Genomic DNA, 26,822 nt, shown 5'->3' on the forward strand with positions numbered 1-26,822 from the left:
TTTAACGTGATCTTAGGCGAAAAATTTTTCAACCTGTTTAAGTGTATCTGATAAACAACTAACTACTACTTTATCATTGGTTTGAATTCTAAAGTCACCTAAGGCAATCATTCCTATTCCATCTCTAATTACACCGCCAATAGTAGCTTCTCTTGGTAAGTTTAAATCTCTTATGTTTTTAGTGGTGATTTTAGAACCTTCTCTAACTTGAAATTCTAAAATTTCAACATCTAAATTATTCAAGGTAGCAATTTCTAATACATCTCCTTTCCTTATATGTTTAAAAATAGAGTTTGCCGCTAATAATTTTTTATTGATAATACTATGGATACCGATGGAATGAGAAAGCTTTGAATAGTCAACAATCTCAGCCATAGCAATGGTTTTTTTAACACCTTTTGATTTTGCAATAAGACAGGCCATAATATTTGCTTCAGAACTGGTTGTAGCTCCAATAAAAACATCCATACATTCTATACTTTCTTCATCTAATAATTCAATATCTCTACCGTCACCATGTATAACCAAAGCATTGGGTAGTCTATCGGCCAATTCTAAAGCTCTCGTTTTATTTTTTTCTATAATTTTTACATTAAGATGTTTGCTGCAGAGTTGTTTAGCTACTCTTCTTCCTACAGAACTTCCACCCAATATCATTATATTTTTTACGGGTTCTCTTGTTTTTCCAGTTAATTTATATAACTCATTAACCCCTTCTTTTACGGTTATAAAAAAGGCGAGGTCCCCACTTTTAAAGATGGTATCCCCTCTAGGGATTATACTATTACTAGAGTTGTCCGTTTGTATGGCAATGGGCATAAAATGAATTTCTGGAAAAGTAGCCGCCGCTTCTTTTACAGACATACCTACAAAGGGTGCCGATTTAGAAAGTATAATACCTAATAAGCTTAATCGACCATCTTCAAACTCGTGCATATGGTTAAATGCAGCTTGATTAAGCAACATTTTAATTTCTTTGGTAGCTAATTCTTCTGTAGAAATTAATTCATCAATTCCATATTCTGAAAAATTGATTTCATTTTTATTATCTATGAATTCTGAATTACGAACTCTCGCAATGGTTTGCTTAGCACCCAGTCTTTTAGCTAAAAAGCATATAGTTATATTAACAGTTTCATTTGAAGTTACTGCTATTACCAAATCTGTATGTTTTACATCAGCTTGTTTTAAAACTCGAATTGATGTGGCATTACCCTTCATCACTTTTATATCTAAACGTAAATCAGCATAATGCAAACGTTCAGATTTTTCATCGATAAGTGTAATATCATGAGCTTCAAAAGAGAGTAGCTTTGCTAAATGAAAACCTACTTCACCAGCACCAGCAATAATTATTCTCATAAATAATTTTAAATTTGAAAGTATATACAAAAGTATTGTTTTTTCTAATACTTATTTGAACTTTTTAAATTTTAGTAGAAAATGAGTGCTATTGACTTCCATAGTTGTGTTATAGAAGTATAAGGGCATAAAATTTAATAAGTAAGATCCTTTTTTATATTTTAAGTAACTACTTAATGCATAGAAAGATAATTATTTATTAAATTGAACAAATTCTAGTAAAAGAATAATTTCATAAATAGGAGTAGTAAGCATGGACGATCAAAATAAACCAACTTCAATCAAAGGTTGGAAGGAAGATGACAGACCAAGAGAAAAATTAATAATTAAGGGTAAAGACTCTTTATCTGATGCAGAGTTGGTCGCTATATTAATTGGATCTGGAAATAGACAAGAAAGTGCTGTAGATTTGTCAAAGCGAATTTTAGCGAATGTAAATAATAATCTAAGCGAATTGGGTAAACTGTCTGTTAACGATCTCATGCAATTTAAAGGAATAGGAGATGCGAAAGCAATTACCATAATTACGGCCTTAGAGCTTGGTCGAAGACGAAGATTAGAAGAGGCTTTAATAAAGCCAAAAATATCTAGTAGTAAAGCGGTTTTTGAAATTATGCAACCCATAATTGGAGAATTATTACATGAAGAATTTTGGTTACTTTATTTAAACAATTCTAATAAAATTATTTACAAAAACAAATTAAGTAGCGGTGGTATAACGGGCACTTTAGTAGATGTTAGAATGTTATTTAAAAAAGCATTAGAGCTTTCGTCCGTTGCTATTATTCTCAGTCATAACCACCCGTCAGGAAATTTAAAACCCAGTAAAGCAGATATTGATTTGACAAAAAAAATACAAGAAGCAGGTAAAACTTTAGATATAAAAGTATTAGACCATTTAATAATAACTGAAAAAGATTACTTTAGCTTTGCAGATGGTAATTTGATGTAGTTTTTACATTAGAATTATAAGTTTGTTATACTATGAATAGTCATACGAAGACTGCAACTGCCTGCCGAAAACTGAACATGAAAAAATAATGCTACTAGTATATACCAATAAAATAACGCCTAGGTTAACCTATACTTTCAAACACTTTTTTACAAGGATTTTAAAAATTCAAGTTGATTTTACATCAAAAGTAGAAGATTTTATTGCCCATGAAGGATATAAATTGTCTTATGGTAAACAACCTTTCGGGAATGAAATATTTATTAGAAGTACTGACCTTTTGTTTGAGCAAGGTATTAATGATATTGAAATTAAAATGGGCGAATGGAATGGCGTTCAGTGTTTTTTTCAAACACGACAAGAGGCTTCTGTACCATTTGACATCTTTGCAGCTACCTTTTATTTAGTGAGTAGGTATGAAGAATACTTACCGCACCTTAGAGACGAACATGAGCGTTATCCAGCAGAAGATAGCCTAGCATTCAAACATCAATTTTTACATAAACCTTTAATAGATATTTGGGCATATAAATTTAAGGAAATATTAAAAGAGAAGTACCCGTCAGGTAAATTAAAAAAAAGAGAATTCAAATTTATATCAACTATAGATGTTGATATTGCCTACTGTTTTAAACATAAAGGATTGGTAAGGACAGTGGCCGGATATTTTAGAGATTTATCAAAATTGAGACTTTTTGATTTATGGTATAGGTCGTTGGTTATTTTAGGATTTAAACAAGACCCTTTCGATACTTTTGATGACCTCATTAGTCTACAAAAACAATATAATATCAAAACTATATTTTTCTTTTCTGTGGGGGGGTATACTACTTTCGATAAAAACACTTCTTCAAGAAATGTGAGTTATCAATCATTAATTAAATCTGTGGCCGATTATGCTGAAGTTGGATTGCATCCATCGTACTTTACGTCTAAAGACGAAAGTAAATTACAATCAGAAAAATTAAGATTAGAATCTATCGTTAACAGACCTATTGAAAAATCGCGACAACATTATCTACGTTTAGATTTACCAGAAACCTATCAAAATTTAGTGAATTTAGAAGTAAAGGAAGATTATACGATGGGTTATGCTTCTCATTTCGGTTTTAGGGCAAGCACATGTACTCCATTTTATTTCTATGATTTAGAATTTGAAATTCAAACGCCATTAAAAGTTTTTCCTTTTGCGGTTATGGATGGTACTTTAAAAGATTATTTAAAACTTCCAAATAAACAGTCTTTTGAAGTAATTATTGACTTAGCCAATCAGGTTAAAAAAGTGGATGGTACTTTTATTACGCTATTTCATAACGAGACTTTAGGCAATAGATACAGATGGAGACGATGGCGTAAAATTTACATAGATATGTTTAAAAAGTTAACGCCAACAGCCTAAAATATTTTTTATGATTAGGTATCTAACTAGGAGTCAGGTTGACTTTTCGAAATATGATAATTGTGTTTTAGATTCAATAAATAGCCGTGTTTATGGTTATAGTTGGTATTTAGATGCTGTCTGTGATACATGGGATGTGTTGGTGTTAGATGATTACGACGCTGTTATGCCGTTGCCGAGACGCGTTAAATACGGAATTAATTATATTTACCAAGCTCCTTGGATACAGCAATTGGGGCTTTTTTCGGACAAAAAAATAGAATCGAAATTATTTGAAGATTTTATTCAAAAGATACCGAAGAAGTTTAAATTGATTGATATGATGCTCAACAGTTCCAATCATTTTTCTATAAATCGTATGGAACCTAGAGATAATTTTGTACTACCTCTAGAAAATAGCAGTTATCAGGTGTTGCTAAAAGGGTATTCAAAAGGTCGAAAAAGTAGTGTGAAGCAAGCTCAAAAGTTTGGTTTAAAAATAAAAAAGACAATTTCGGCAGATTCAATTATTGAGTTGTTTAGAGAAAATAAAGGAGAAGATTTACAAAAATCTGCACAAGATTATTTAGCACTACAACGATTAGTTAATCAAGGCCAACTCTTAGGGGAAATACTCATTTATGAAGTTTTTAATTCAAATGACAAACTACTTGGAGGGGCTATTTTTTTAAAAGATAAATATAGAATTACAAATTTGTTTTCAGCATTAAATAATTTAGGTAGAGAAAAACAAGCCATGTCTTTTTTAATTGATTTTATAATTAAACACCATGCAGGTCAACCATTTGTTTTAGATTTTGAAGGCTCTATGATTACTAAAATAGCATCTTTTTATAAAAGTTTTGGTGCAATAAAAGAAACCTATTTTCAATATAAAAAATGGCAATTAATCTAATTGTTGATGTACGAGAAACTTTTTATACAACTTGTAAAAAACAAAACAAGAAATAAATCCTGTTATCCACATTAATATCGTTGAGGTTAAAGCAGCTCCATAAATGCCATATTTGGGTATTAAATAATAATTAAGAATTACATTTAAAACAATTGCTGATATAGCGATATAGTAGTTGATATTGGCTTTGCCAATGATTGAAAGAAGATTACCATATAGACCTCTTAAAATTAAAATACCAATGGCTCCCAATATTAAAACTAAGAACGAGGCTTTATAATTTACAAATTCAGTTCCGAAAAAAAGTAATAAGTCTTTGGCAAATAACCAAGAGGAAAACCCAATGCAAATACTTACAAATACAAATAAAAAGATGTAATTTTTAATGTACTTTTTAATGTAATTTTTGTTGTAAATGTTTTCAGTTAAATTAACAAAATCAGTTGTAATAAAAACTTGTGAGATAAATAGTAAGCTCAGAGGAATAAGAGAAATATATTTATAAACAGTAACCATTTCTGAATTTTTTAATAAATACCCAATCAAGAGAATATCTATTGCGGTTAAAAATTTTGTTGCAACATTTGAAAGGCTTGCAAAAAAACCATATTTCCAAAATCCAAAATTTATAATATCTGGTTTTACATTTATTTTAAAATCAATGTTTAATTTCTTGATAAAAAGTACTGAAGTTAATAATGGAGCTGTAACCAAAGCAATGGCATAACCCAACTCTTTGTAAGTATAACTTAAAATAGTCACTAAAATTATGAGTAAAATATTATAAGTAACTTCAACTAATGCGAATGTTTTATTTTGATGTTTAAGTCTATACTGAACTTTTACAATTTCTAAAAGGAAAAATGTAGGGATTGCAAATGATAAAATAATAAGGTAATTAATACCATTTAGAAAATAACTTTTAAAGAGTAAACTAAGTAAAATTATTATTAATACTAATACAATTGAAGATATTAACCCTTTATTTAATACATATTTAAAGATTTGATTTTTGGTAGTATCAGATGCTGATAATGACCCATATCTTATTAAACTTTGATGAAGTCCTAATCCACTTATGGGTATTATAAATGAAATTATGGTAAAAGCATAAATTACAACACCCAAATCTTTACTGTCTATCAGTTGTAAAGCAATCCAAGAAGTAAAGAAAGATAATATTCTAGCTAAAATAGTAGCATAAAAAATACTTATACCATTCCTGTTTCTAAAACCTGATAGTAAATCTTTTAACCCGTCTATCATTTATTAATTCTTAATAATGCTTGTTCGTATAGACTTGTAAATTTATCACAAAGAACCTGAGGAGAAAATTTTGATTCTATATAATTATGCATAATTACAGCATTATCGTTAGTACTGGTCTCATAAAATTTTAAGATACTATTTAATAATTCTTTTTCATCATTTTTTGTGATGAGAGCACCAAAGTTTTTAGGAAAATGTTCAGAAATACCGCCAACATTTGTTGATATAACAGGCAATCCACAAGCAAAAGCTTCTAAAATTACGCACGGAAGATTTTCGTAATTACTAAATTGAATAAGTAAATCAGCTTTATGCATATATTCCGGAATCTCAGAATGCTTTATTTGATTTATGAGAATTACGTTAGATTCTATATTTAGTTCTTTTATAATTGGTTGATACCTAAAAGAGTTTTCTCCAATTAAATAAAAATTAAAGTTAGAGATTTCTTCTTTTAGTTTGGCCATTACTCTTAGTTGGCCAGAAATGTTTTTATGTTTGTCTCCCATATGCGAGATGTGCAATAATGTAAATGTCTTATTTTTTATTTTTAGTGGCTTAAAAATATCCGTATTAACTACATTAGGTATCGTTGTATAATTACCTTTTAATCCATTTTTTAGCATCATTGAACCTAAATGATCACTAACAGGGCAGATATAGGAAGCGTTTTTTGCTATTGATTTAGATAAAAATTTTTCAAGCCCTCTTATTTTATGAGTAAGATAACCTGTCCAATGCTCGGATACTATAAAGGGCTTCTTTTTAAATATTTTTAGATATACAGCAATGAGTCCAATGGGATAAATTCTATTAACATGTACAAATTGATAAGGTTCAATTAATTTAAAAATTTGCTTGTAAGCTTTATAAAATAAATATCCTTTTAAAATTTTATTTTGAGTTGGTTTTACATAACCAATTATGGTAGTAACACCATTAATTTGGTTTTTTTCAATTTCTAAGTTATTATTGATATTTTCATCTGTAATAACATGTATAGAGGTCACTTTACTTTTTATAGCTACTGCTTCCGCATGTCTCTGTATAAAGTCACCGTTGTAAGGCATTACCCTAGAAGGGTACCATCCATTTAAAAATAGAATATGTAACTTTTTTTCCAATTAGATAAGTTTATTCAAAGATGAAAATTTAAAAAATGGCATCATTGTGTCTAATACTATTAAATGAGCTTCATACATGTAAAACACGTTTTCTAGATTGGGATTATTCCATTTGGGACGTTGAAAATACATTAGCCTGAACTTTTAAAGTTATAACGTTCCGTAGTTAATTGCAAATAATTTGAATATCATTTTCAATCATTTTTGTTATCATTATCTGATTTTGCAATTGGTTAAATTGACTATTCATCTGACAACGATAAAATCTATGCTTTGCCTTAAATTAATGTTAGACCTCTTTTGTATACGTTTTAAGTAATGATAAAAAATAAATTAATAATATAATATAACTCAGTCCGCCAACAATAGAGAAAATAAGAACGGTGTAAACGATATTATTATAGAGCTGACCAACGTAAATGGCTATAAAATTAATAAAAGCCAAGGTAATATTAAAAATCAATCCTATATGCATTTTATTAATAATAACTATTAATGAACTAATAGGCGAAAAGGCTACTTGACCAAGTACAAAGAAAGAGAGAATGACAATATAAATACTTAAATTTTCCCAATCCTTATCAAAAAATAATTCTAATACATAAATGCCAATGGTGTTTATAACCAATAGAATGGCTAACATAATTAATATATTTGTTAGGGCTACTCTTTTTGTGAAATCATAAAGTTTGTATTTTGCATGATTAAAAAAATCTGATGCTTTCTGAAAATAAACTTGCGAAATGGAAGAAGAAATAATAAATAGAGGTACGGATACTACTTTTAAACCTAACGCATAAACTCCAGATTCTGCCGCAGAAAAGTAAGCTAGTATCAATATGGGTAAAATGTAATTGGCAATACCATTAATCAATCCTGAAGGATACGCAAAACGGATAATGTTTTTATGATACTTAACCGTATTTTTGAATAGTGCTAAATCAGGCTTTTTAATAATATTTTTCGAAATTAAAATGTAAAAAACAAAAAGGACAAGTACAGCACCTGCATATCCATAAATAAGTCCATTGTTACTGTAGTAAAATAATATAAATTGAAATAGCACCGTACTTATTGCCATTAAAACTCTGGCATTTGCAATTTTTTTAAACCATGATTTTCTCGTAGCATAAGATTCCAATAATTTGGCATTCGATAAAAACATTGAGGTTATACTACTTAATAATAATAGCATATAAATAATTCCGTGCTTAAAAAAAAAATCTTTAAAGCGTTCGAAAAGGAATAAATGTATAATACTAACTATTAAAACAATTATCAATATGGCATTGACCATATTATTACTTTTTTCTTCTGATGTATCAGTAATTATAACATATTCTAATTTCAAACTATTTACAATAGTTAAAATACTTACAAAACTTAAAAAAACACTATAAGCTCCATAAAATTCAGGAGCATATAATTTTGCTAAAAACAAAGCACCAATTACATTTATTAATTGAGCTAATAAAGTGCCACTAAAAAGTGTTGCAATGTTTTTTTGAAATGGAGTTGTAAATATGAATTTAAGATTAAATTTCACTATAAACTTATATTTGAGATTAAAGACAACTTCTAAAGTTGTAATTTTACCATCAAACATAATCATTTATCTTCCTTAATGTCAATAAAACATATTTTTTTCGATTTAGACCATACCTTATGGGATTTTGAAACCAATTCAGCTCAAGCTTTTGAATTTATATTCAAAGAAAATGGAATAGAAGTGAATATTGATGAATTTTTAATTCATTATAAACCTATAAATTTAAAGTATTGGAAGCTTTATCGTGAAGATCGTGTGAGTAAGAAACTTTTAAGATATAAACGGTTAAAAGAAACATTTGATTTATTGTCGTATCAAATTTCTGACCCTAAAATAGATCTATTAAGTAAAGTGTATATCGATAATTTATCAAATTATAATACCCTTTTTGATGGTGCAGTTGAAATATTGAATTATTTATCGCCAAAATATGGGTTGCATATTATAACGAATGGATTTGATGAAGTTCAAACTGAAAAAATGAAGACTTCTGGTATACTAGAATTCTTTGATAAAATAATTACCTCCGAGAGCGTGGGCGTCAAAAAACCAAACGCCAAAATTTTTCAACATGCTATGCAGTTAGCGGAAGCTACTATTTATGATAGTGTAATGATTGGTGATAATTTTGAAGCCGATATTCTAGGGGCAAAGGCCGTAGGCATGAAAACGATACATTTTAAAGAAAATCATAACACAGAAACAGATGGTGTTATTAATATAACCGGCCTTTTAGAAATAAAACAATATCTTTAATGGGGAATAACTATGGTTAAATAACCACAATATTAAATTCTGTGAAGTTCTTTACTAAATGTTTATTGGGAATTATAATATTGCAAATGATACTGTCTTGCACTAGCACAGTTGATTTTGATCAGTTAGAAAATATAGAATTTGACCAAAGTTTTACAGCTTCCTTTATTTTTCTTAACCTCACTCAAAACCAATTTTTGAATGCAGATAATAGTGCTGAAGTTGCTACCTTAACGGATGTCAGTATTATTGATATTTTTAATTCTGAATATGTCCAAGAAAATTTAGTTCAGGCAGATTTTAATTTTGATGTTGAAAATACATTCAATAGAAATTTTGATGTTGAGTTTTCTTTTTTAAATGAAGATGACAGTATTACTGAAAGTTTCACCTTTAATGTACCAAACAATGGTAAATTAAATCACCTGCAACGTTTTGATGGTTTAGGTCTATTATCTTTAAAACGTTCACGCAAGCTAAGAATAACAATCTATTTACAACCGAGCTCAGATTTAAGTATTTTGGATAAGGACGTTCAAATGAATCTTAATTTAAAATCATCCACTAACTTTATTTTCAAGATAAATTGAGGCAGAAAAATAAATATATGCTTCTCTTTTTGTGCTTTATGATGTCACAAAGTTATGCTCAGAATAAGAAATTCATTTTTGGAAATAATGATATTCCACAATCTTTAATGGTAAATCCAGGAGCAGAAGCTAATTATAGAAAGCATATTGGTATTCCATTGTTTTCAGGTATTTATGTTAATGTTGGTTCAAATAATTTGACGATTACGGATGTCTTGGCTAAAGACGGTATAGATATAAACGATAAACTTCGGAACCAACTTTTTAGAATGAAAGCAACAGATTTTGTTACTGTTAATGAACAATTAGATATCATTAATATAGGTTATAAATTACATAATGATCGCGATTATTTAAATTTTGGATTTTATCAAGAATTCGATTTTGTCGCCTATTACCCTAAAGAATTAACCATTTTATTTTATCAAGGAAATACGGATGAAAATGGTAATATCAATTTAAATAACACTACAAATTTTAATGAATTAAATTTTAAAGGACAAGCGTTTGGTGTTTTTCATGCAGGTATCTCAAGAAAAATAAATAATAAATTAAATGTTGGCATTCGAGCGAAATTATATTCAGGAATTTTCAACGTACAATCAGTTAATAATAAAGGCAATTTTAAATCGGTATTGGGCGAAAACAATGTGTATCAACATGAGTTAAATAATATTGATTTTCTGATACAATCTTCTGGCTTAATAAAAAATGATGAGTTTGCTTTATCTGGTAAGAGTATATTTTCAAATATGTTTTTAGGTGGTAATTTGGGGCTCGGGGTTGATGCTGGTTTTACTTACAATTTAAACGATAAGTTAAAGATATCTGCAAGTCTGCTTGATGTAGGTTTTATAAGTTATTCTAAAGATATTAGTTCTTATAAAGTTTCTGGAAATTATGAATTAGAAGGTGTTGGACTTATCATACCTGAAAATGACCCTATTCCTTATTGGGAGGATTTAAGAGTAGATTTTGATGAGCAAGTTGAGCGTAAAGAGGTATCAAAAACATACTTCTCTTTTCCTTCAGCTAAATTTAATGCTAGTGTACATTATGGTTTTGGAAAACAAATTAGAAAATATACATCTATTATTGATTGCCATACTAATAATGGATTTTCACAATATAATTATCAAAATGAGCTAGGTGTTCAGCTGTATAGTATATTTAGACCTAAACTTCCTCAAACAGCGGCTACCGTTTATTATTCAAGAAGGATTAGTAATTTTTTGCAGACCAAAGTTACCTATACATTAGATAGTTATTCATTTTCGAATATAGGAATTGGATTTGCAGCGAGGATTAGAAAGTTTAGTTTGTATGCGTCAGTAGATAATGTTTTAGGATACAAAGATTTATATGATTCAAAAAAAATGTCTCTTAGTTTAGGAATGAATTTAATTTTTGACTAAAATTATTCTTATCTTTATTGGCTAAAATCTATATTATGAAATTGAGTTCGTTGTTTATTATTGTTGCAATTTTTATATCTAATACAATTATCGGACAATCATTAGATGACTATAAGTATGTAATTATTCCTGCAAAATATGATTTTCAAAAAACGGATGATCAATATCAATTAAATTCCTTAACTAAATTTTTATTTGAAAAAGAAGGGTTTATAACGCAGTTTGATAACCTAGAAATGTCATCTGAAATTGCAAAAAATCCTTGCGACGTTTTAACTGCTCGTGTTAATAATACCTCTAACATGTTTACCACAAAAATGGTTATCGAATTGATAAATTGTAAAAATCAAAAAGTATTGATTACTGAAGAAGGGAAAAGTAAAGAAAAGGAATATAAAAAAGGATATCAAGAGGCGTTACGCCAAGCTTTTGAATCTATAACAGCTCAAAATTATAACCATGCAAACGCTGATAAGTCACAAACATCAATTGCGAAGAGTGAAATTGAAAATGCGAAAAATGCCGCAATGGAAGCCGCTGCAGATGCAGTAGAAGAAGCTGTGCAAGAAGTTGAAATTATAGAATCTACTGAGGTTGAAATACCGGAAGAAATTCAAGTTGCTGAAGTAGAAGAAGAAATTGTTGAAATTGAAGAAACATTGATGGAAACAACAAGTACATCTGGTTTTATTAATAATTTTAAAGATTTAGATCAAAAAGGATCCCTTTTAGGAATGCCTACTGCAAAGAAGCTTTATGCTCAAGAAAACAGAATGGGTTATAACCTGGTGGATAGTGAGCCTAAAATTGTTTTCCAATTATTAAAATCTGGAAAAGAAGGTGTTTATTATATAAAAGATAGATCAGGTACTTTCTTTAAAGAAGGCGATAAATGGTACGCTGAGTTTTATCACGGTGGTCATTTGATTAAGGGAGAATATGATGTAAAATGGTAAACTTATAAAAGATGAATACGCTTGTATTTATCTGAAAATAGGCGTTTAGAATTTGATACCTTATTGTTTCAAGTAAACATTAATAATCGTATTTATCCTTCCATCGATTTTTTAGAAATTCTCTAAAATTATTTTCTCTACTATTATTTCCGGGGTCGTATAGTTTTGTGTTTTTAATTTCGTCAGGTAAAAATTCTTGATTAATAAAATTATCGGCATAGTTATGTGCATATTGATAATTTTTACCATAATCTAAATCTTTCATTAATTTTGTTGGAGCATTTCTTAAATGCAGAGGTACTGATAAATCACCAGTCTGCTGCACCAATTGCTGGGCGTTGCCAATGGCCATATATGAAGCATTACTTTTAGGAGAATTAGCCAAATAAACGGCACATTGACTTAGTATAATTCGAGATTCAGGATTTCCAATTACGGAAACTGCTTGGAAGGTAGAAGTAGCCAACATTAAGGCATTTGGATTGGCATTACCAATATCTTCAGATGCTAAAATAACTAGTCTTCTGGCAATGAATTTACCATCTTCACCACCTTCAATCATTCTTGCTAACCAATATACAGCACCATTGGGATCACTACCACGGATAGATTTAATAAAAGCAGATATAATGTCATAATGCTGTTCTCCAGTTTTATCGTAACGGACCGTATTATTCTGAACTTTTTCTAAAACCTTTTCATTGGTAATCACAATAGGTTCATCTTCTGCATTTACAATCAACTCAAAAATATTAAGTAGTTTTCGAGCATCACCACCAGAGAGTTGCAATAAAGCATCTGTTTCTTTTAATTCTATGTTTTTTTTTGAAATAATCCGATCCTCAGCTATAGCTCTGTTCAATAAGGCAATCAAATCTTTCTTGTCAAAAGAATTTAAAATATAAACTTGGCAACGAGAGAGTAGGGCAGGGATCACCTCAAAACTTGGATTTTCAGTAGTAGCACCTATCAATGTTACCCATCCTTTTTCAACGGCACCTAATAAAGAATCTTGTTGAGATTTGCTAAAACGATGGATTTCATCAATAAATAAAATTGGATTTTTAGTTGTAAATAATCCGCCACTTTGTTTCGCCTTTTCAATAACTTCTCTAACATCTTTTACACCAGAATTAATAGCACTCAACGTGTAAAATGGACGCTTAGATTCTTCAGCAATTATATTTGCCAAAGTAGTTTTACCAATACCTGGAGGTCCCCATAAGATGAGTGACGGAATGACACCTCTTTTGATATGAGCCGTTAAAGCTCCTTTTTCACCAACTAAATGTTGTTGACTAATATAATCGTCTAAGCTTTTTGGTCGTATACGTTCTGCTAGTGGTGCATCCATAATGCAAAAATAAAGAAAACATAGGTGGATTAGTTTTAATTGAAAGAAATATTTGATATTAACATACGCAATTCATGACAATATGTGCATATTAAGAAAAATGGGTATATTTTTGTAATAACCCAATTATGAATTTACAAGAAGAACATAAACCATTTAAATTTTCACCTATGGTTATTGCAATACCATTGTATTTCGTCCTGTTTTTATGGGTGGTGTTTTGGGTAGAAGGAAATTATAATTTGTATTTGACGAAGTATGGCTTGTATCCAAAAACGTTAAAAGGATTACGAGGTATTGTTTTTTCTCCTTTTATTCATAGTGGTGTCAAACACTTATTTAATAATTCCATTCCACTTTTTATTTTAATGAGTGCGTTGTTTTATTTTTATAGAAATATTGCATTTAAAGTACTTATTTATGGAGTTCTATTAAGTGGTTTATTAACTTGGTTAATAGCAAGACCTGCGTATCATATAGGAGCAAGTGGGGTTGTTTATTTACTGTTTAGTTTTATATTATTTAGTGGAATGATTCGTAAATATTATCGTTTGATAGCGGTATCATTAATTGTGATATTTCTATATGGTGGTATGATATGGTACATTTTACCAATCAAAGAAGGAGTTTCTTGGGAAGGGCATTTATCAGGTTTTTTAATAGGAATACTTTTAGCCGTCATCTATAGAAAACATGGTCCGCAACCTGAAAAATACTATTGGGAAGATGAAAATTTTGATGAAGAAGATCCTCTTCTGATGTATGATGAACATCATGAAGAAGAATAATTCACCAATGACAGTTTACAGTTTGTTAGAACTGCCAGCGAAAGACTACTACTGTTAATTTCTCCTTTGTCTTACCACTTCATATAAGGCCACTCCACACGCTACAGATACGTTTAGTGATGCAATATCACCTAGTAATGGTAATTTAGCTGTAGCATCAGCTATTTTGAGAATGGCAGGTGAAATACCTTTATGTTCTGAACCCATAATTAAAGCGGTGGGCTTGTTAAATTCAACCTCATAAAGTGTGGTGTCCGTTTTTTCTGTAATGCCAACAATTTGGATACCTTCACCTTGTAAATGGTAGATCGCATCTAACAAATGGTTTACTTTACAAATAGGAATTTTAAAAGCAGCTCCGGCTGATGTTTTAATGGCATCGGCATTTAGTGGAGCACTTCCTTGATTAGGTATAATAATAGCATCTACACCTGTACATTCTGCTGTTCTTAAAATGGCACCAAAGTTTCTAACATCAGTTATTTGATCTAGAAGGAGATATAAAGGATTTTCTTTCTGGTTATTTACTATAATATCTTCTAAGGTATAGAAATCAATTGCAGAAATTTTTCCAACAACGCCTTGGTGGTTTTGATTTTTTGAAAGATGGTTTAGTTTTTCAATGGGTACATAACTTGATGAAATGTTATGTTGCTTTATAAGCGTATTTAATTCAGAGAACAAATGACCGCTAAGTCCTTTCTGAATATATACTTTTTCCATGGATTGGTCAGCATTTATCGCTTCAATAATTGCTCTTATACCAAATATGTTCGAGGTTTCTTTCATGTAGCAAAGGTATGTAATTTGGACATAAAAAAACCACCTCTCTCGAAGTTTCGAAAGAGGTGGTCTAAAATTAAAATATTATAATATTTTAGTTAGGATTTTGATCTGCTGTTGTAATAGCATCATTTAAAGTAATTTCATCTTCAGGAAGTTGAAATGTAAATGAATTTGATCCAGCTGGTAAATTAAAAAATCCAGAGTTTTGAGGATGTGTTGAACCTACATAATCTCTTGTTAAGCCTACACCCCATCTTTTCATATCTAAAAGTCCGAATCCTTCACCCCATAATTCAATTCTTCTGTTAAGACGAATTTCATCAATTAAGTCTTGTCCAGTGTTTGTAGATAAAGTATAAGAGCTATCTCTAGTTGTCATTAAATTATATAAAGCTTGAGCAGCTCCAGCATCATCACCCATTTCTGCTTTTGCTTCAGCTTCAATTAAATAATATTCAGCAACTCTCATATAAATGTAGTCTGCTTCAAAGTCAGTATTATCATAATACTTATAGTTATAAAACTGATCAGCTTGTCCTGCTTTAATGTAACCATTGTCTGGTCCAAACCAGTTACTACGAATATCGGTAGACTTGATTTCAGCATATAACCTTGGATCAATAGTCCTATGGTGAGCTAACTGACCAGGGTAACCTAATGTAGTACCATAATTTGATTGATTTTGAGCGGAAAAAGATTGCATTTGCGAAATGAAAGATGCATAGTAACTGTTTGTATCTACATTTAGATCTGCACCCCAAATTACTTCAGGATTATAAATAAATTGAAAACCATCTAACAAGTCAGAACCACTTAAAGACCCAGCACCTTGTGCAATTATAGCATTATCAATAGCTTTTTGGTATTTACTATTGTCAATTGTACCCCAAACTAAGTAAAATTTAGCTAAAAGAGCAGCAACAACTTCTTGATTTACAGCTGTTTTATCAGGTCTTGCATAACCATCTAAACCGTCAAAAGCTTCTGTTAAATCAGTTTCAATTTGATTGTATACATCTTGAACAGTTAATCTACCAAAACCAGGACCATTAAGAACGTCAGCCGTTGGATCAATAATAGGAACTCCTAAATCAGTTAATGCAGGTTGTCCTTTTTGATAAATTTGTATTAAATACAAATAAGCATATCCTCTAATTGCTTTTGCTCTTGAGAAAACATATTTAAGATCATCAGTTAAGCTTTCTTCAGGTACATTACCTATTAAACCAATAGTTTGGTTTGCTCCTTTAATGATTTCGTAATAATAATTCCAAATTACACTTGTTGCGTTTAAATTTTGAACACGACCAGTATAATTATAAAGTGTCATGTACCAACCCGTGTTAGATTCTAATGTTTCCATGTCATTAGACATAATATCCATCATCAAATCTATTGATTTTTGTCCATAATCATTATGGCCAGTTGTACCACCAACACCATAAGTTCTTAAATTATTAATGGTACCGGCATCAAATGATGATGCGATATTTAATAATGCTTCAGGTGATTCAGCAGATAATTCTGCAATTGTTTCATCTGTTACAATATTTTGAAGATCTGAAGTTATAAACTCCTCGCTACAACTTGTAAATGCAGCGGCAGTTATTAATAATAAAAATATTTTTTTCATAATTTCTTTTTTTAAAATTTAACAGTTACACCAAAAGCAACAGTTTTTAGTGTTGAGTATCTTACAGTGTTATTACCACCGGTTACACTTGCACGTGGATCAAAACCTTGTCTGTCAGATTTAGTCCATAATGCTAAGTTGTTAGCTAATCCATAAACTCTAATATTGTCAATACCTACTTTGTCTAAAACACTTTCTGGAATAGAATAACCTAAAGAAATGTTATTTAAACTAATATGTGTAGCATCCTCTAAATAAAAGTCAGAAGTTGAATAGTTATTAGACCCTTCTACGATACGAGGTAATGATGCTGTTGTATTATCATAGCTCCAAGTTTGTGAATAATCATTATGGAAATTTTGACCTGTTTTACCAGTGAAACCGCCACTATAGATATTATCATACGCATAACCTCCAATTTGGTAAGAAAAATCTAAACCAAAGTCGAAGTTTTTGTAATTCACAGTGGTAGAAAAACCACCATAAACATCAGGTAAAGCAGTTTTACCTATTGCGTACTCAGTAGCTCTTGAATAATCTTCAGTTATTCCGTTAGTTGGTGTAGTACCATCTTCTTCGAAATCAAAATCAGTTCCCCATTGTGTCATACCTGTAGTCGAATTTACACCTTCAAACTTACGAGTAAAATAATCATAAGCACCACCACCTTTTACCCAACGGTAAATACCATTGTCAATAAATTCTCTACCAGGTGCTAATTTTGTAATTTCATTTTTATAAGAAGTTGCGTTTACATCAAAATCCCATGTTAAATTTTCATTATTAATAATGTTGTAAGCAATACTTAACTCAACTCCTGTGTTCTGCATGTCCATAACATTTTCTGGAACTGATGGTAATCCACTAGAAGGTGATAAAGGTCTGTTATACAATAAATCAGAAATTTTTCTTTGAAAGTATTCAGCTTCAATTGTAAGTTTGTCGTTAAACATTCTCAATTCAAAACCAGCATTAAAATTTGTCGAAGTTTCCCATTTCAAATCTTCATTACCAAGTACAGTTTTAGTTAAGCTAAAATCTAAACCATCAGAAACAACATCCCATTGATCTAAATACGGAGCATAATTTCTAATAATTACATTGCCAGTATATGATAATGGATAATAAACAACGTCGTTACCTAATTGCCCAAAACTAGTTTTTAATTTCAATTCAGAAATCCAACTTACATCAGCCATAAAGTTTTCTTGAGAAACTCTCCATGCTGCACCAGCACCATAAAATGTACCCCATCTGTTATCTGGACTGAAAACAGAAGAACCATCTCTCCTAATACTACCGTTAATGTAATATTTATTATCGAAATCGTATAATGCTCTAGCAAAATATGCTTCTAAGTTATACTCATTAGCACCACCTCTTACACTACCAGAACCATCATTTTCAGCAAATAAGTCTAAAGACAAATCTGTAGAAATAAATTGATCTTTTTTATCAGCTTCAATGTTTTTAAAGTTGTAATTAGAAGATTCATGACCTACTAAGATGTCAATAGTATGACGATCACCTAGTAATGTTGAATAATTTAATAATTGTTGATTAGTAAAAGTTTGTCCTCTACCATATTCTTCAGTAATTCTTGCGTTTGGAGCAATACCACTACCAACAATTTTGTTCGTGTAATCAACAGTATTGTAATTAGCTAAATCAAGACCAAAGTTATAAGTAAATGTAAAGTCTTTTAAAAATTTAATTTTAGAATAAAATCTACTTGTGAAATTATCTCTTTGACTTTCGTTTACATTTAATTTTTGAAGGGCAACCGGATTTGAAAAACCATTAAATGGTCTTACACCTAGAGAATTTGGAGAAGTAACAGCTTCAGAATCATATAGTTTGTTGCCGTTAGCATCCGTAACAGGAATTCCTGTTGCATGATCTAAAGCATATACAGGATAAATAGGAGCAACAACTCTTACCCAGTTAAAGTTACCTGTAATGTTATTAGTTAATGTTCCTTTTTGCTCTCTATTAGAATAGTTTACATTGGCACCAAATTTAATGTTATCTGTAACATCAGAATCAATTGTAGTATTAAAAGTATATCTTTTAAAACCAGTATTAATATTATACCCAGTGTTGTCTTCATGACCAGCAGAGAAAAAGTAAGTAGTATTTTCACTACCACCAGAAACACTTAAGTAAGCCGTGTTAACACCACTTGAATTGTCAAATAATTCATCTTCCCAATCTGAAGTCCATAAAGGGCTTCCTGATCTAATTTGACCATTAGGAGAAACAACAGAAGTATTGTCACCACCATAAGTGTTGTACACTAGACCTACAGGGCCAGTGATTAATTCATCAGATGCTTTTTGACCAGCATCAGCTTCAGATAAACCACCATCTGTAATAAATCCACCTTTTAACATTTTGTGGTAAGTTTCATAATAGTCACCACCATTATCTATAAAATCGTAATCTTTTACGGCTCTATCAGTAAAACTAGTTCTAAGATCTAAATTCACACTTAGTTTACCTTTTTTACCTTTTTTAGTTGTAATAATTACAACACCATTTGCACCACGGCTACCATATAAAGAAGCTGCAGATGCATCTTTTACAAACGACATTGATTCAATGTCATTTGGGTTTATACTTGTAATAGATTCATTGAACGGTACACCGTCAACAACATAAAGAGGCTCAGAAGAACCTGTTAATGAACCAATACCTCTAAAACGTACAGAAGGAGCAGCTCCAGGTTGACCTGACCCTGCATAGATTTGCACACCAGCAACTTTACCAGTTAAACCAGTAATTGCATTACCAGAAGGTGCTTTAGCAAATTCTTCTGATTTAATTTCGGCTACAGAACCAGTTAATGATTCTTTTTTCTGGGTACCATAAGCTGTAACAACAACTTCTTCTAATAAGTTGTCAGATTGCATTACTATACTTATAGTATTGTTATTTCCAACAGTTTTTTGAATTGATTGCATACCTACAAAGCTAAAAACAAGTACATCACCAGCTTTTGCTTTGATGGAATAATTACCATCAAAATCTGTGTCAGTACCAATAGTGGTACCTTTAATTAAAATGTTTACTCCTGGTAAAGGCCCTGTTTCATCAGAAACTGTACCTGAAACAGTTTTTTCTTGTGCAAACGTTAATTGCACCATAAACGCTAGTAATAGCGTTAAAAATCCACTAAACTTTGTTTTCATATTATCATTATTTGAATTAATTGTGGCAAAAGTGATAAAATTATGTTAATAAAACAACTATTTAACATAAATTACGTTAAAGTAGGCTTGTTTATTAAGGAGATATTATTGTAAGATGATAGTGTTTTGGAATGGTTGCGTCATTTTACAAAATAAAAAGCCGTCTACTAATAAATAGTAGACGGCTTATATGAGATTTTTACTTATTTATTGGTCCCACCAAAATCTTGAGGTGTTTTTATCTGTACTTGGAGATAATGTTCCAACACCTGCATTATAATTTGTTTCGTTTAAACTAGATTCTTCTGTAGGATAATTATACCTTCTTGGTATTTGCCCATCATTAAAGAAATCAGTGGCTGGTATTAACGTTGGGAAATCAGTACGTCTCCATTCAGACCAAGCATCAAAGCCGTTAGGAAAAAGTGAAACCCATTTTTCTTCAGCAATTACTTTTGTAGCTCCAGCGGCAACCATGTCAGCAACTCTTGCAGTAGCATACGTAGATGCACTTCCGCCAATAGTGGTGCCATAATGAGCATCAAGTGTTTGAAAAGATCTTTCAATTCCCAATTTTAACATTGCACTTGCGTTTTCACTAGTCCAACCTAAATTAGCTGCATCAGCTCTATTTAAGTAAGTATAAGAAGAAGTTAATAATTGTAAAGGGGCTAACTCTGTCCAAATTAAATCTGACATCCCTGCTTTTCCTGCTCCACTACCATTTGCAAAGCCATAAGGAACTCCATCTTTAGTTGGGTCGTTAGAATAAACATTAATTCTTCCGTCTAATAATGTATTTGACGTAGTACCCAATCCTTTTAGAGCATCTGTAAATTCTTGTGATAGAAAGTAATCCGGTTTTCTATTTGCAGCAAAGGGGTTTTGAAAATCTTCGTTATATAAAAACCAAGCCTCATCTGCTAAGTCTTCAATTACACCGCTAGGGTCACTTAAAGCTTCATTGAAAGCCGTTGCTGCTATACCAGATGCAGAAGGGTATTTATTAGATAATTGTAAAGAAAATTGTAAAATAAGTGAATTCACCATTTTTTTCCACTTTGCAACGTCACCGCCGAATAGGATATCACCAGTAGGGCCTAATTTCGTGTCATCTAGGTTATCTCTAGATGTTTTCAACTGGGCTAACATAGATTCGTATATACTACTTTGGCTATCATAAACTGGACTTAAATTATCTTTATCCTGTAAGGCCTGAGCGTAAGGTATATCTCCCCAAGTATCTGTTATTCTTTTAAAGATAATTATTTTAAAAATTTCTGCAACTGCAATTTGGTTTACAGGAGCACCTTGACTTAATAGAATAGTATTATGATTTGCTTCATCTGAATTAATATCAATAACTAATTGTAAATTAGATAAAGTTTGCACATAATAATTGTACCAACTAACAGCGGCTTCATTATAGAGCATTTCATCTACATAAGTTACTTGCGTTTGATACTGAACATATAATGTTGGTTTTAATAAGTCATTTCTACCCGTTAATGTAGAGTATCGAGACATAGCACCTGCCATTAAAGATGAAGTGTTTGCTTCTCCAGCTCCATTTGGATTTACGTTTGTATCTCCGAAATCGACATTCTCACAAGCTCCAAGAGCAACTAAGAGTGTTGTTAAGATTATATATTTAAATTTTTTCATCGTTTTTTTATTAAAAAGTTAATTTAACGTTTAGACCGTAACTTCGTGTTCCTGGCATTTGTCCATTCTCACCATAAGATTGAGACATTTCTGAAGGGTCCCAACCTTGTGTGTTGTCTTTAGATACAGAGATTAGCCATAAGTTTCTAGCAATAAAACTAATGCTAGCACCTGAAAGTGTATTGTTTAATAATTTTTTTGAAAAATTATAAGTCAAACTTACATCTCTAAGTTTAATATAGCTAGCGTCATGTATAAATGGTTCTGCAAGTCTATTCGAATAGTATTGTGTGTTGTAGTCATATGTTTCAACATACATATCAATTGGTGTACCCGTATCAGAAACTCCAACTACATGTGTACCACCACCATCAGCTACAGCATCACGTTTAGGGTTACCCTTATCATTATTACCAGCCGTACTTTCTAATAATCCAGAAGAAGATCCCCACATTTCACTTAATGAGAAAAACTTACCTCCTTTTTGGAAGTCAATAGATGCGGTTAAACTTAAGTTTTTATAACTAAATCCATTCAATATACCACCTGTAAATTCAGGTAGAATACTACCTAAATATTGAGCTGTTTCTACTGAATATAATCCATTAGATTGCAATACCGCATTACCGTCAGCATCTCTTTCAATAGCAGTACCTCTTAATTGGCCCCAATCACTACCTAATTCATGAGTAACGTATACAAAACCAAATGCATCATTACCACCGGGAGCTTCTAAAGATTTTAAATCTCCAGGTAAACTAACAATTGTAGTTGTGTTTTTAGCGAAGTTAGCTGTGATGTCCCAACTAAAGTCATCAGATTTAACTGGAGTTGCAGTAAGGGTAAGTTCTACACCTTTTCTTTCTGACTCCCCAGCATTAGTTAAGTAACTGTCGTATCCTGTTCCTCTTGATACACTAATAGGGATTATTTCATCCTTTCTATTTTCTTTGTAATACGTAAAGCTTAGGCCAAGTCTATTTTTAAGAAAACGGGTATCAAAACCAACTTCTAATGAAGTGTTTATTGCTGGTTTAATATTAGGATCTAAAATGTCAGTATTAGTATATTCTAATGAAATACCATCATAAGGTTTGTCCGATAGAGCATATGCAGGGTCTAATTTGTAAGCATCTAAATCATTACCTACTTGTGCCCAACCTGCTCTAATTTTACCAAAAGTTAAAATATCGTTGTTGTCAATTAACTCAGAGAAAATAAAACTTGTTCCGACTGAAGGGTATCCATAACCGTTGCTATTCTCAGGTAAAGCAGAACTCCAATCTTTTCTATACGTACCGTCTAAGTAAAGCATGTTTTTGTAGCCAAAAGATGCTTTACCGTACATACTACGCACTTCTTTTTTACTAACGTACGTATTTGGTGATGGTGCAATACCTGCATTAGAAAAGGTATATACATCAGGTATAATAAGTCCACCTATTTTTGCACCTGTATCCATTTCAGCTCTAAATCTATCGTAGTTGTTAACTCTTATGTTTCCTCCTACAAATGCATCAACATCAAAGTCACCAAACTTGTTTGTGTAATTCAGTGCTGCATTATAATTGTTTTCTGAACGTGTACGTCTGGTAACTCCAAATGAGTTAGACCATGAATTGTATAATTCAGGTGCAGCAGAAAATTGAAGGCTATATGGAACGTAATAATTGTTTTTCATTTCATCTTTCGTTCTCGTAGCACCTCCAGTTAACTTCCAATTGTCATTAAATTTATAGGTTAGATTCACACTACCTGCAAAATTATTGTTTCTATCAACATTTTTATATTCTCTTGCGTAGTAATATGGGTTAAACCAAAAGGCTGGTTTTTTGTAACCACCACCATAAGCATAGTAATCAGGACCCCACCAGTTCCAAGTGGCATTATATCCATCTGGAGTTTTTAAATCAATTAGTTCTTTTAATTTATCAGTGTCAATGTTTCTACCAAACCATTGGTTAAAGTTACCTGAAGATTGGTTACTGTATCCATCATCAAAATCTCCTTGAGTTTTCGATACAGAATAATTTAGAGTAGTAGCAACATTAAATTTATCTGTAACATCAAAATCAAAATTTGCTGCTACAAATTGCTTATCAAATTTAGAATAGGGTACTACACCAGATTGATCTAAATCTGTAAATGAAATTCTAGCATTATAATTGTCTCCTCCACCACTTACGGCTACAGAGTTCTTTAAAGAAACTCCAGTGTCGTAAAAGTTTTTGATATTATCAGGCTGAGCTTCATATTTTGCAGTTTGCCCGAAGTATGGACTGTCTGGCCAAAATGAATACCAAGGTAAATAATCACCACCATCAAATTTAGCACCCCAACTTTCGTCAGCATAATTATTATCCCATTGAATATATCTTTCACCATCAAACGATGACCATTCTGGAATTGCTGCTGTAGCTCCGTCAAAGGTTCCTAAACTAGCTTCGCCGTCATAACCTTGGCCGTACTCATTTTGAAATTTAGGTAAGTAAGCTACTTTTTCAAAGGTAACTGAACTTAACAATTCTACACCGATACCATTTGTAGTCCCTTTTTTTGTTGTAATTACAACTACACCTGCATCGGCTCTTTGACCGTATAAAGCAGTTGCGTTTGGTCCTTTTAATACATTTAGACTAGCTACGTTGTTCATGTCGACATCACTAGGGTTGTCAATAGCGATTCCATCTACTACATAAAGAGGGTCGTTATCAGAGGTTAAAGACATTGCACCTCTAATTCTTATCTTACCAGCTTCTCCTAACTTGGAACCGGCTTGACCTTGAATTTGTACACCTGCAACTTTACCTGCAATAGCAGATTTCATGTTAACATCTTGTGAGATGTTTAAATTTTCTGATTTAATTTCTTGAGAAGCGTAAGTTAGAGTTCTTGTTTCTCTCTTAATACCAAGAGCTGTAACAACAACTTCTTCAAGAACATTGTCAGCGGCCATTACCACGTTGACAGTGTTCGAAGAACCTACTTTTACCTCTTTGGCTGACATACCAATAAAGCTAAACGACAGGATATCTCCTGGTTTTGCTTGAATAGTATATTTACCATCAAAATCAGTTTCGGTACCTGATGTAGTACCTTTAATAATTACGCTAACACCCGGTAAAGGTCCTGTTTCGTCAGAAACTGTACCTGTGATAGTCTTTTCTTGTGCAAACGTAATTTGCACGACTAACGCTAGTAATAGCGTTAGAAATCCATTAAACTTTGTTTTCATACTTTTATTTATTTGAATTAAATTTAACCAAAAGTCATAAAAATATGTTAACAAAAAAAATTTTATCCTAATAATTTTTAAAATAACCTTAAAATTTTGTTAATTATTTAAAAAAACTATGAATTTTTTCTGAATTCAGAAAAAATTAACAATTTTTATATGAAAGCGTGAATTATTAATATTTAAAGGAGTTTTAGAAGATGCTCCAAGGGCGTAACTTAGATTTACAAATCCGATTTTTGAAGAGAATGCATAGCCTAAACCTAATGCGTATAGTTTTGAAGTTAAATTGTTATGGTTTGTATAACCAAAATCGGAAATAGAATAGAGGTATGATGCATTGTTTGTAACGTATCTATATTCTAAATTGAGGGTGCTAAAAGATGAGGTTAGAATACTTTCTTCGTCAAAACCTCTTATGCTATTTGAGCCTCCCACCCTTAAAAGTTCGTTATTGTAAAGATTTTTAGAGTTAATTAAGCCGCTTTGGTTTTGTAGGAATATATGATTTTTATGGTTTAATGTCCATAAGAAGTTGCTTTTCAAATAAATCTTAAGTTGATTGTCTTTTGTTGTGGCATTTCTTTTACCAATAAGTGCTTCTAAAATGAAATTGAATTTTGTTTTGAATATATTGTTGAAATTAGGGATAGCATAATTGTAGTTTAAGCCGTAATGTAAAGTTGAATAATCTTCAGTATTGTTGTTAATATTTGTCAATAAATTCAATGAGCTTTCTGATTTCAATACGAGTCCGACTGAATTTCTATTGTTAATTTTAAAAGGTAGGGCAAATTTAAATAAGGTATTTACAAAAGAGGAATCTTGTTTGTAGATGTTTAATGCTAAATAGGGTGATGTTTTTGAATTGAATATGTAGGGTAATGAAATGTCAATGTTAAACACCTGTCTATCGCTTCCATTATTTTTCCAAATTAAGTTTAAATTTTCACCTGAATTGAAAAGGTTGTTCAATGATAAATCAAGATATCCATTTAAAGAAAGACCTTTTCCGTTTTCTTTTGAGGTGAATCCAATGAGGCCGTCAAATTTATTTGCATTTTCCTTTTTTAGATTTAAATAAACGATTGTTGAATCTTTAGTGAAAAGTACTTCTGGAGATTTTATTTCTGAAACAAACGGAAGATTTTTAGTTGCAGTTGAAGCATCCTTCATTTTCTGTTTACTGAAAGTTTCATTTTGCTTTATACCTAAATGTTGAATTAAAAATGATTTAGGAAAAGTAGTGTATCCATTTATTGTTACTTTATTTATTTTTCTAACACTTGTTTTCTTGATCAATAAAAACGATTCAATTAAAGTGTCATTTTTAATGGTGATGTTTTTTAAAGAAACTTCAGAAAAAGATTGACCTTCTTTTTCGAGTGTATTGGTAATTTGATGTAAAGTGTTTGTTAGTTTTGATGGCTGTACTTCAAAATAGTTTGAGGTTGCATTTTTTGAAATAGTGGATAGTTGGTCTTGATTAATTTCATTTTTATCAAAATAGATACGAATATATTGTATTTGATTTCTCAGGTTGAAAACAGCTGTATAACTACTGTCGGTTTTTATGAGGCTGTCAATACTGTTATTTATAAAGCCAGATTTTTCAATTTCTATTTTTATAGAGTCTAAAGTTTTAAATATGGATTTTTCTGTAAAATGATGCTTTTTGAAATGTATATTCTGTAAAAACAATGTTGAAGTGCTGTCAATAGCAGAAATATTCAATTCTTTTTTTTGACCATAACAATGGTTAAAAAAGAGGATTAAAAAGAGTGTATATATATATGGTGTAAATTTCTGTTTCAAATCAGTTCAAAATTAGTTTAAAACTGTTAAAAATGGACATATTTGAAAATGTTTTTAAAATGATGATAAATTTTAGGCAACACCTGTT

At 30.9% G+C, this 26,822-nt stretch carries 19 protein-coding genes; 8 read left to right on the forward strand and 11 right to left on the reverse strand.

What is annotated here, in order from left to right; all coding sequences use genetic code 11:
• Positions 1-12 precede the first annotated feature (12 nt).
• Complete coding sequence (gene trkA / locus JBL43_RS12280; RefSeq protein ID WP_198841725.1) at positions 13-1,362, reverse strand: Trk system potassium transporter TrkA; 1,350 nt, start codon at positions 1,360-1,362, stop codon at positions 13-15.
• 253 nt (positions 1,363-1,615) lie between these two features.
• Between trkA and radC the strand changes: the two genes are divergently transcribed.
• From radC to JBL43_RS12295, 3 genes are all read left to right on the forward strand, one after another.
• Positions 1,616-2,314 carry a RadC family protein gene (radC, locus tag JBL43_RS12285; RefSeq protein WP_198841726.1) on the forward strand — a complete coding sequence of 233 codons (699 nt, stop codon included), beginning with the start codon at positions 1,616-1,618 and terminating at the stop codon, positions 2,312-2,314.
• A gap of 88 nt (positions 2,315-2,402) precedes the next feature.
• The gene (locus JBL43_RS12290; RefSeq protein WP_198841727.1) at positions 2,403-3,713 is read left to right on the forward strand and encodes a polysaccharide deacetylase family protein; all 1,311 of its coding nucleotides are present in this window, start codon (positions 2,403-2,405) and stop codon (positions 3,711-3,713) included.
• Between the two features lie 10 nt (positions 3,714-3,723).
• On the forward strand, positions 3,724-4,608 hold the full coding sequence (locus tag JBL43_RS12295; RefSeq protein WP_198841728.1) for a GNAT family N-acetyltransferase: 885 nt from the start codon (positions 3,724-3,726) through the stop codon (positions 4,606-4,608).
• Here the strand turns inward: JBL43_RS12295 and JBL43_RS12300 are convergent.
• From JBL43_RS12300 to JBL43_RS12310, 3 genes are all read right to left on the reverse strand, one after another.
• A complete protein-coding gene (locus JBL43_RS12300) occupies positions 4,600-5,874 on the reverse strand; it encodes an oligosaccharide flippase family protein (RefSeq protein ID WP_198841729.1) in 1,275 nt (424 codons plus the stop codon). The genes JBL43_RS12295 and JBL43_RS12300 overlap by 9 nt on opposite strands.
• Positions 5,871-7,001: a glycosyltransferase family 4 protein gene (locus JBL43_RS12305; protein ID WP_198841730.1), complete on the reverse strand. Its 1,131-nt coding sequence runs from the start codon at positions 6,999-7,001 to the stop codon at positions 5,871-5,873. Before JBL43_RS12305 ends, JBL43_RS12300 begins: the two co-directional genes overlap by 4 nt.
• Before the next feature lie 289 nt (positions 7,002-7,290).
• A complete protein-coding gene (locus JBL43_RS12310) occupies positions 7,291-8,547 on the reverse strand; it encodes a lipopolysaccharide biosynthesis protein (protein ID WP_198841731.1) in 1,257 nt (418 codons plus the stop codon).
• 78 nt (positions 8,548-8,625) lie between these two features.
• Between JBL43_RS12310 and JBL43_RS12315 the strand changes: the two genes are divergently transcribed.
• The 4 genes from JBL43_RS12315 to JBL43_RS12330 all read left to right on the forward strand — a co-directional run bounded on the left by JBL43_RS12315 (position 8,626) and on the right by JBL43_RS12330 (position 12,267).
• Positions 8,626-9,306, forward strand: a complete 681-nt coding sequence (locus JBL43_RS12315) for a YjjG family noncanonical pyrimidine nucleotidase (protein WP_198841732.1) — start codon at positions 8,626-8,628, stop codon at positions 9,304-9,306.
• 86 nt (positions 9,307-9,392) lie between these two features.
• Complete coding sequence (locus JBL43_RS12320) at positions 9,393-9,896, forward strand: hypothetical protein (protein ID WP_198841733.1); 504 nt, start codon at positions 9,393-9,395, stop codon at positions 9,894-9,896.
• Positions 9,897-9,934: 38 nt separating this feature from the next.
• On the forward strand, positions 9,935-11,311 hold the full coding sequence (locus tag JBL43_RS12325; RefSeq protein WP_198841734.1) for a DUF5723 family protein: 1,377 nt from the start codon (positions 9,935-9,937) through the stop codon (positions 11,309-11,311).
• Positions 11,312-11,346: 35 nt separating this feature from the next.
• The gene (locus tag JBL43_RS12330; RefSeq protein ID WP_198841735.1) at positions 11,347-12,267 is read left to right on the forward strand and encodes a hypothetical protein; all 921 of its coding nucleotides are present in this window, start codon (positions 11,347-11,349) and stop codon (positions 12,265-12,267) included.
• 79 nt (positions 12,268-12,346) lie between these two features.
• On the opposite strand, the gene JBL43_RS12335 is transcribed toward JBL43_RS12330, so the two are convergent.
• On the reverse strand, positions 12,347-13,621 hold the full coding sequence (locus JBL43_RS12335; protein WP_198841736.1) for a replication-associated recombination protein A: 1,275 nt from the start codon (positions 13,619-13,621) through the stop codon (positions 12,347-12,349).
• 128 nt (positions 13,622-13,749) lie between these two features.
• Between JBL43_RS12335 and JBL43_RS12340 the strand changes: the two genes are divergently transcribed.
• A complete protein-coding gene (locus JBL43_RS12340; RefSeq protein ID WP_198841737.1) occupies positions 13,750-14,409 on the forward strand; it encodes a rhomboid family intramembrane serine protease in 660 nt (219 codons plus the stop codon).
• Between the two features lie 54 nt (positions 14,410-14,463).
• On the opposite strand, the gene rlmB is transcribed toward JBL43_RS12340, so the two are convergent.
• The 6 genes from rlmB to JBL43_RS12370 all read right to left on the reverse strand — a co-directional run bounded on the left by rlmB (position 14,464) and on the right by JBL43_RS12370 (position 26,734).
• Positions 14,464-15,198, reverse strand: a complete 735-nt coding sequence (rlmB, locus tag JBL43_RS12345) for a 23S rRNA (guanosine(2251)-2'-O)-methyltransferase RlmB (RefSeq protein WP_198841738.1) — start codon at positions 15,196-15,198, stop codon at positions 14,464-14,466.
• Between the two features lie 88 nt (positions 15,199-15,286).
• Positions 15,287-16,828, reverse strand: a complete 1,542-nt coding sequence (locus JBL43_RS12350) for a RagB/SusD family nutrient uptake outer membrane protein (protein WP_198841739.1) — start codon at positions 16,826-16,828, stop codon at positions 15,287-15,289.
• Between the two features lie 11 nt (positions 16,829-16,839).
• Positions 16,840-20,019, reverse strand: a complete 3,180-nt coding sequence (locus JBL43_RS12355) for a SusC/RagA family TonB-linked outer membrane protein (protein ID WP_198841740.1) — start codon at positions 20,017-20,019, stop codon at positions 16,840-16,842.
• A 207-nt stretch (positions 20,020-20,226) separates the two neighbouring features.
• Entirely contained in the window at positions 20,227-21,684 is a 1,458-nt protein-coding gene (locus JBL43_RS12360) for a SusD/RagB family nutrient-binding outer membrane lipoprotein (RefSeq protein WP_198841741.1), read from the reverse strand.
• A 10-nt stretch (positions 21,685-21,694) separates the two neighbouring features.
• On the reverse strand, positions 21,695-24,919 hold the full coding sequence (locus JBL43_RS12365) for a SusC/RagA family TonB-linked outer membrane protein (RefSeq protein ID WP_198841742.1): 3,225 nt from the start codon (positions 24,917-24,919) through the stop codon (positions 21,695-21,697).
• A 135-nt stretch (positions 24,920-25,054) separates the two neighbouring features.
• A complete protein-coding gene (locus JBL43_RS12370; protein WP_198841743.1) occupies positions 25,055-26,734 on the reverse strand; it encodes a POTRA domain-containing protein in 1,680 nt (559 codons plus the stop codon).
• Positions 26,735-26,822: the final 88 nt, after the last annotated feature.

It is taken from the genome of Aureibaculum flavum (assembly GCF_016406085.1).
Classification (GTDB): Bacteria; Bacteroidota; Bacteroidia; order Flavobacteriales; family Flavobacteriaceae; genus Aureibaculum; species Aureibaculum flavum.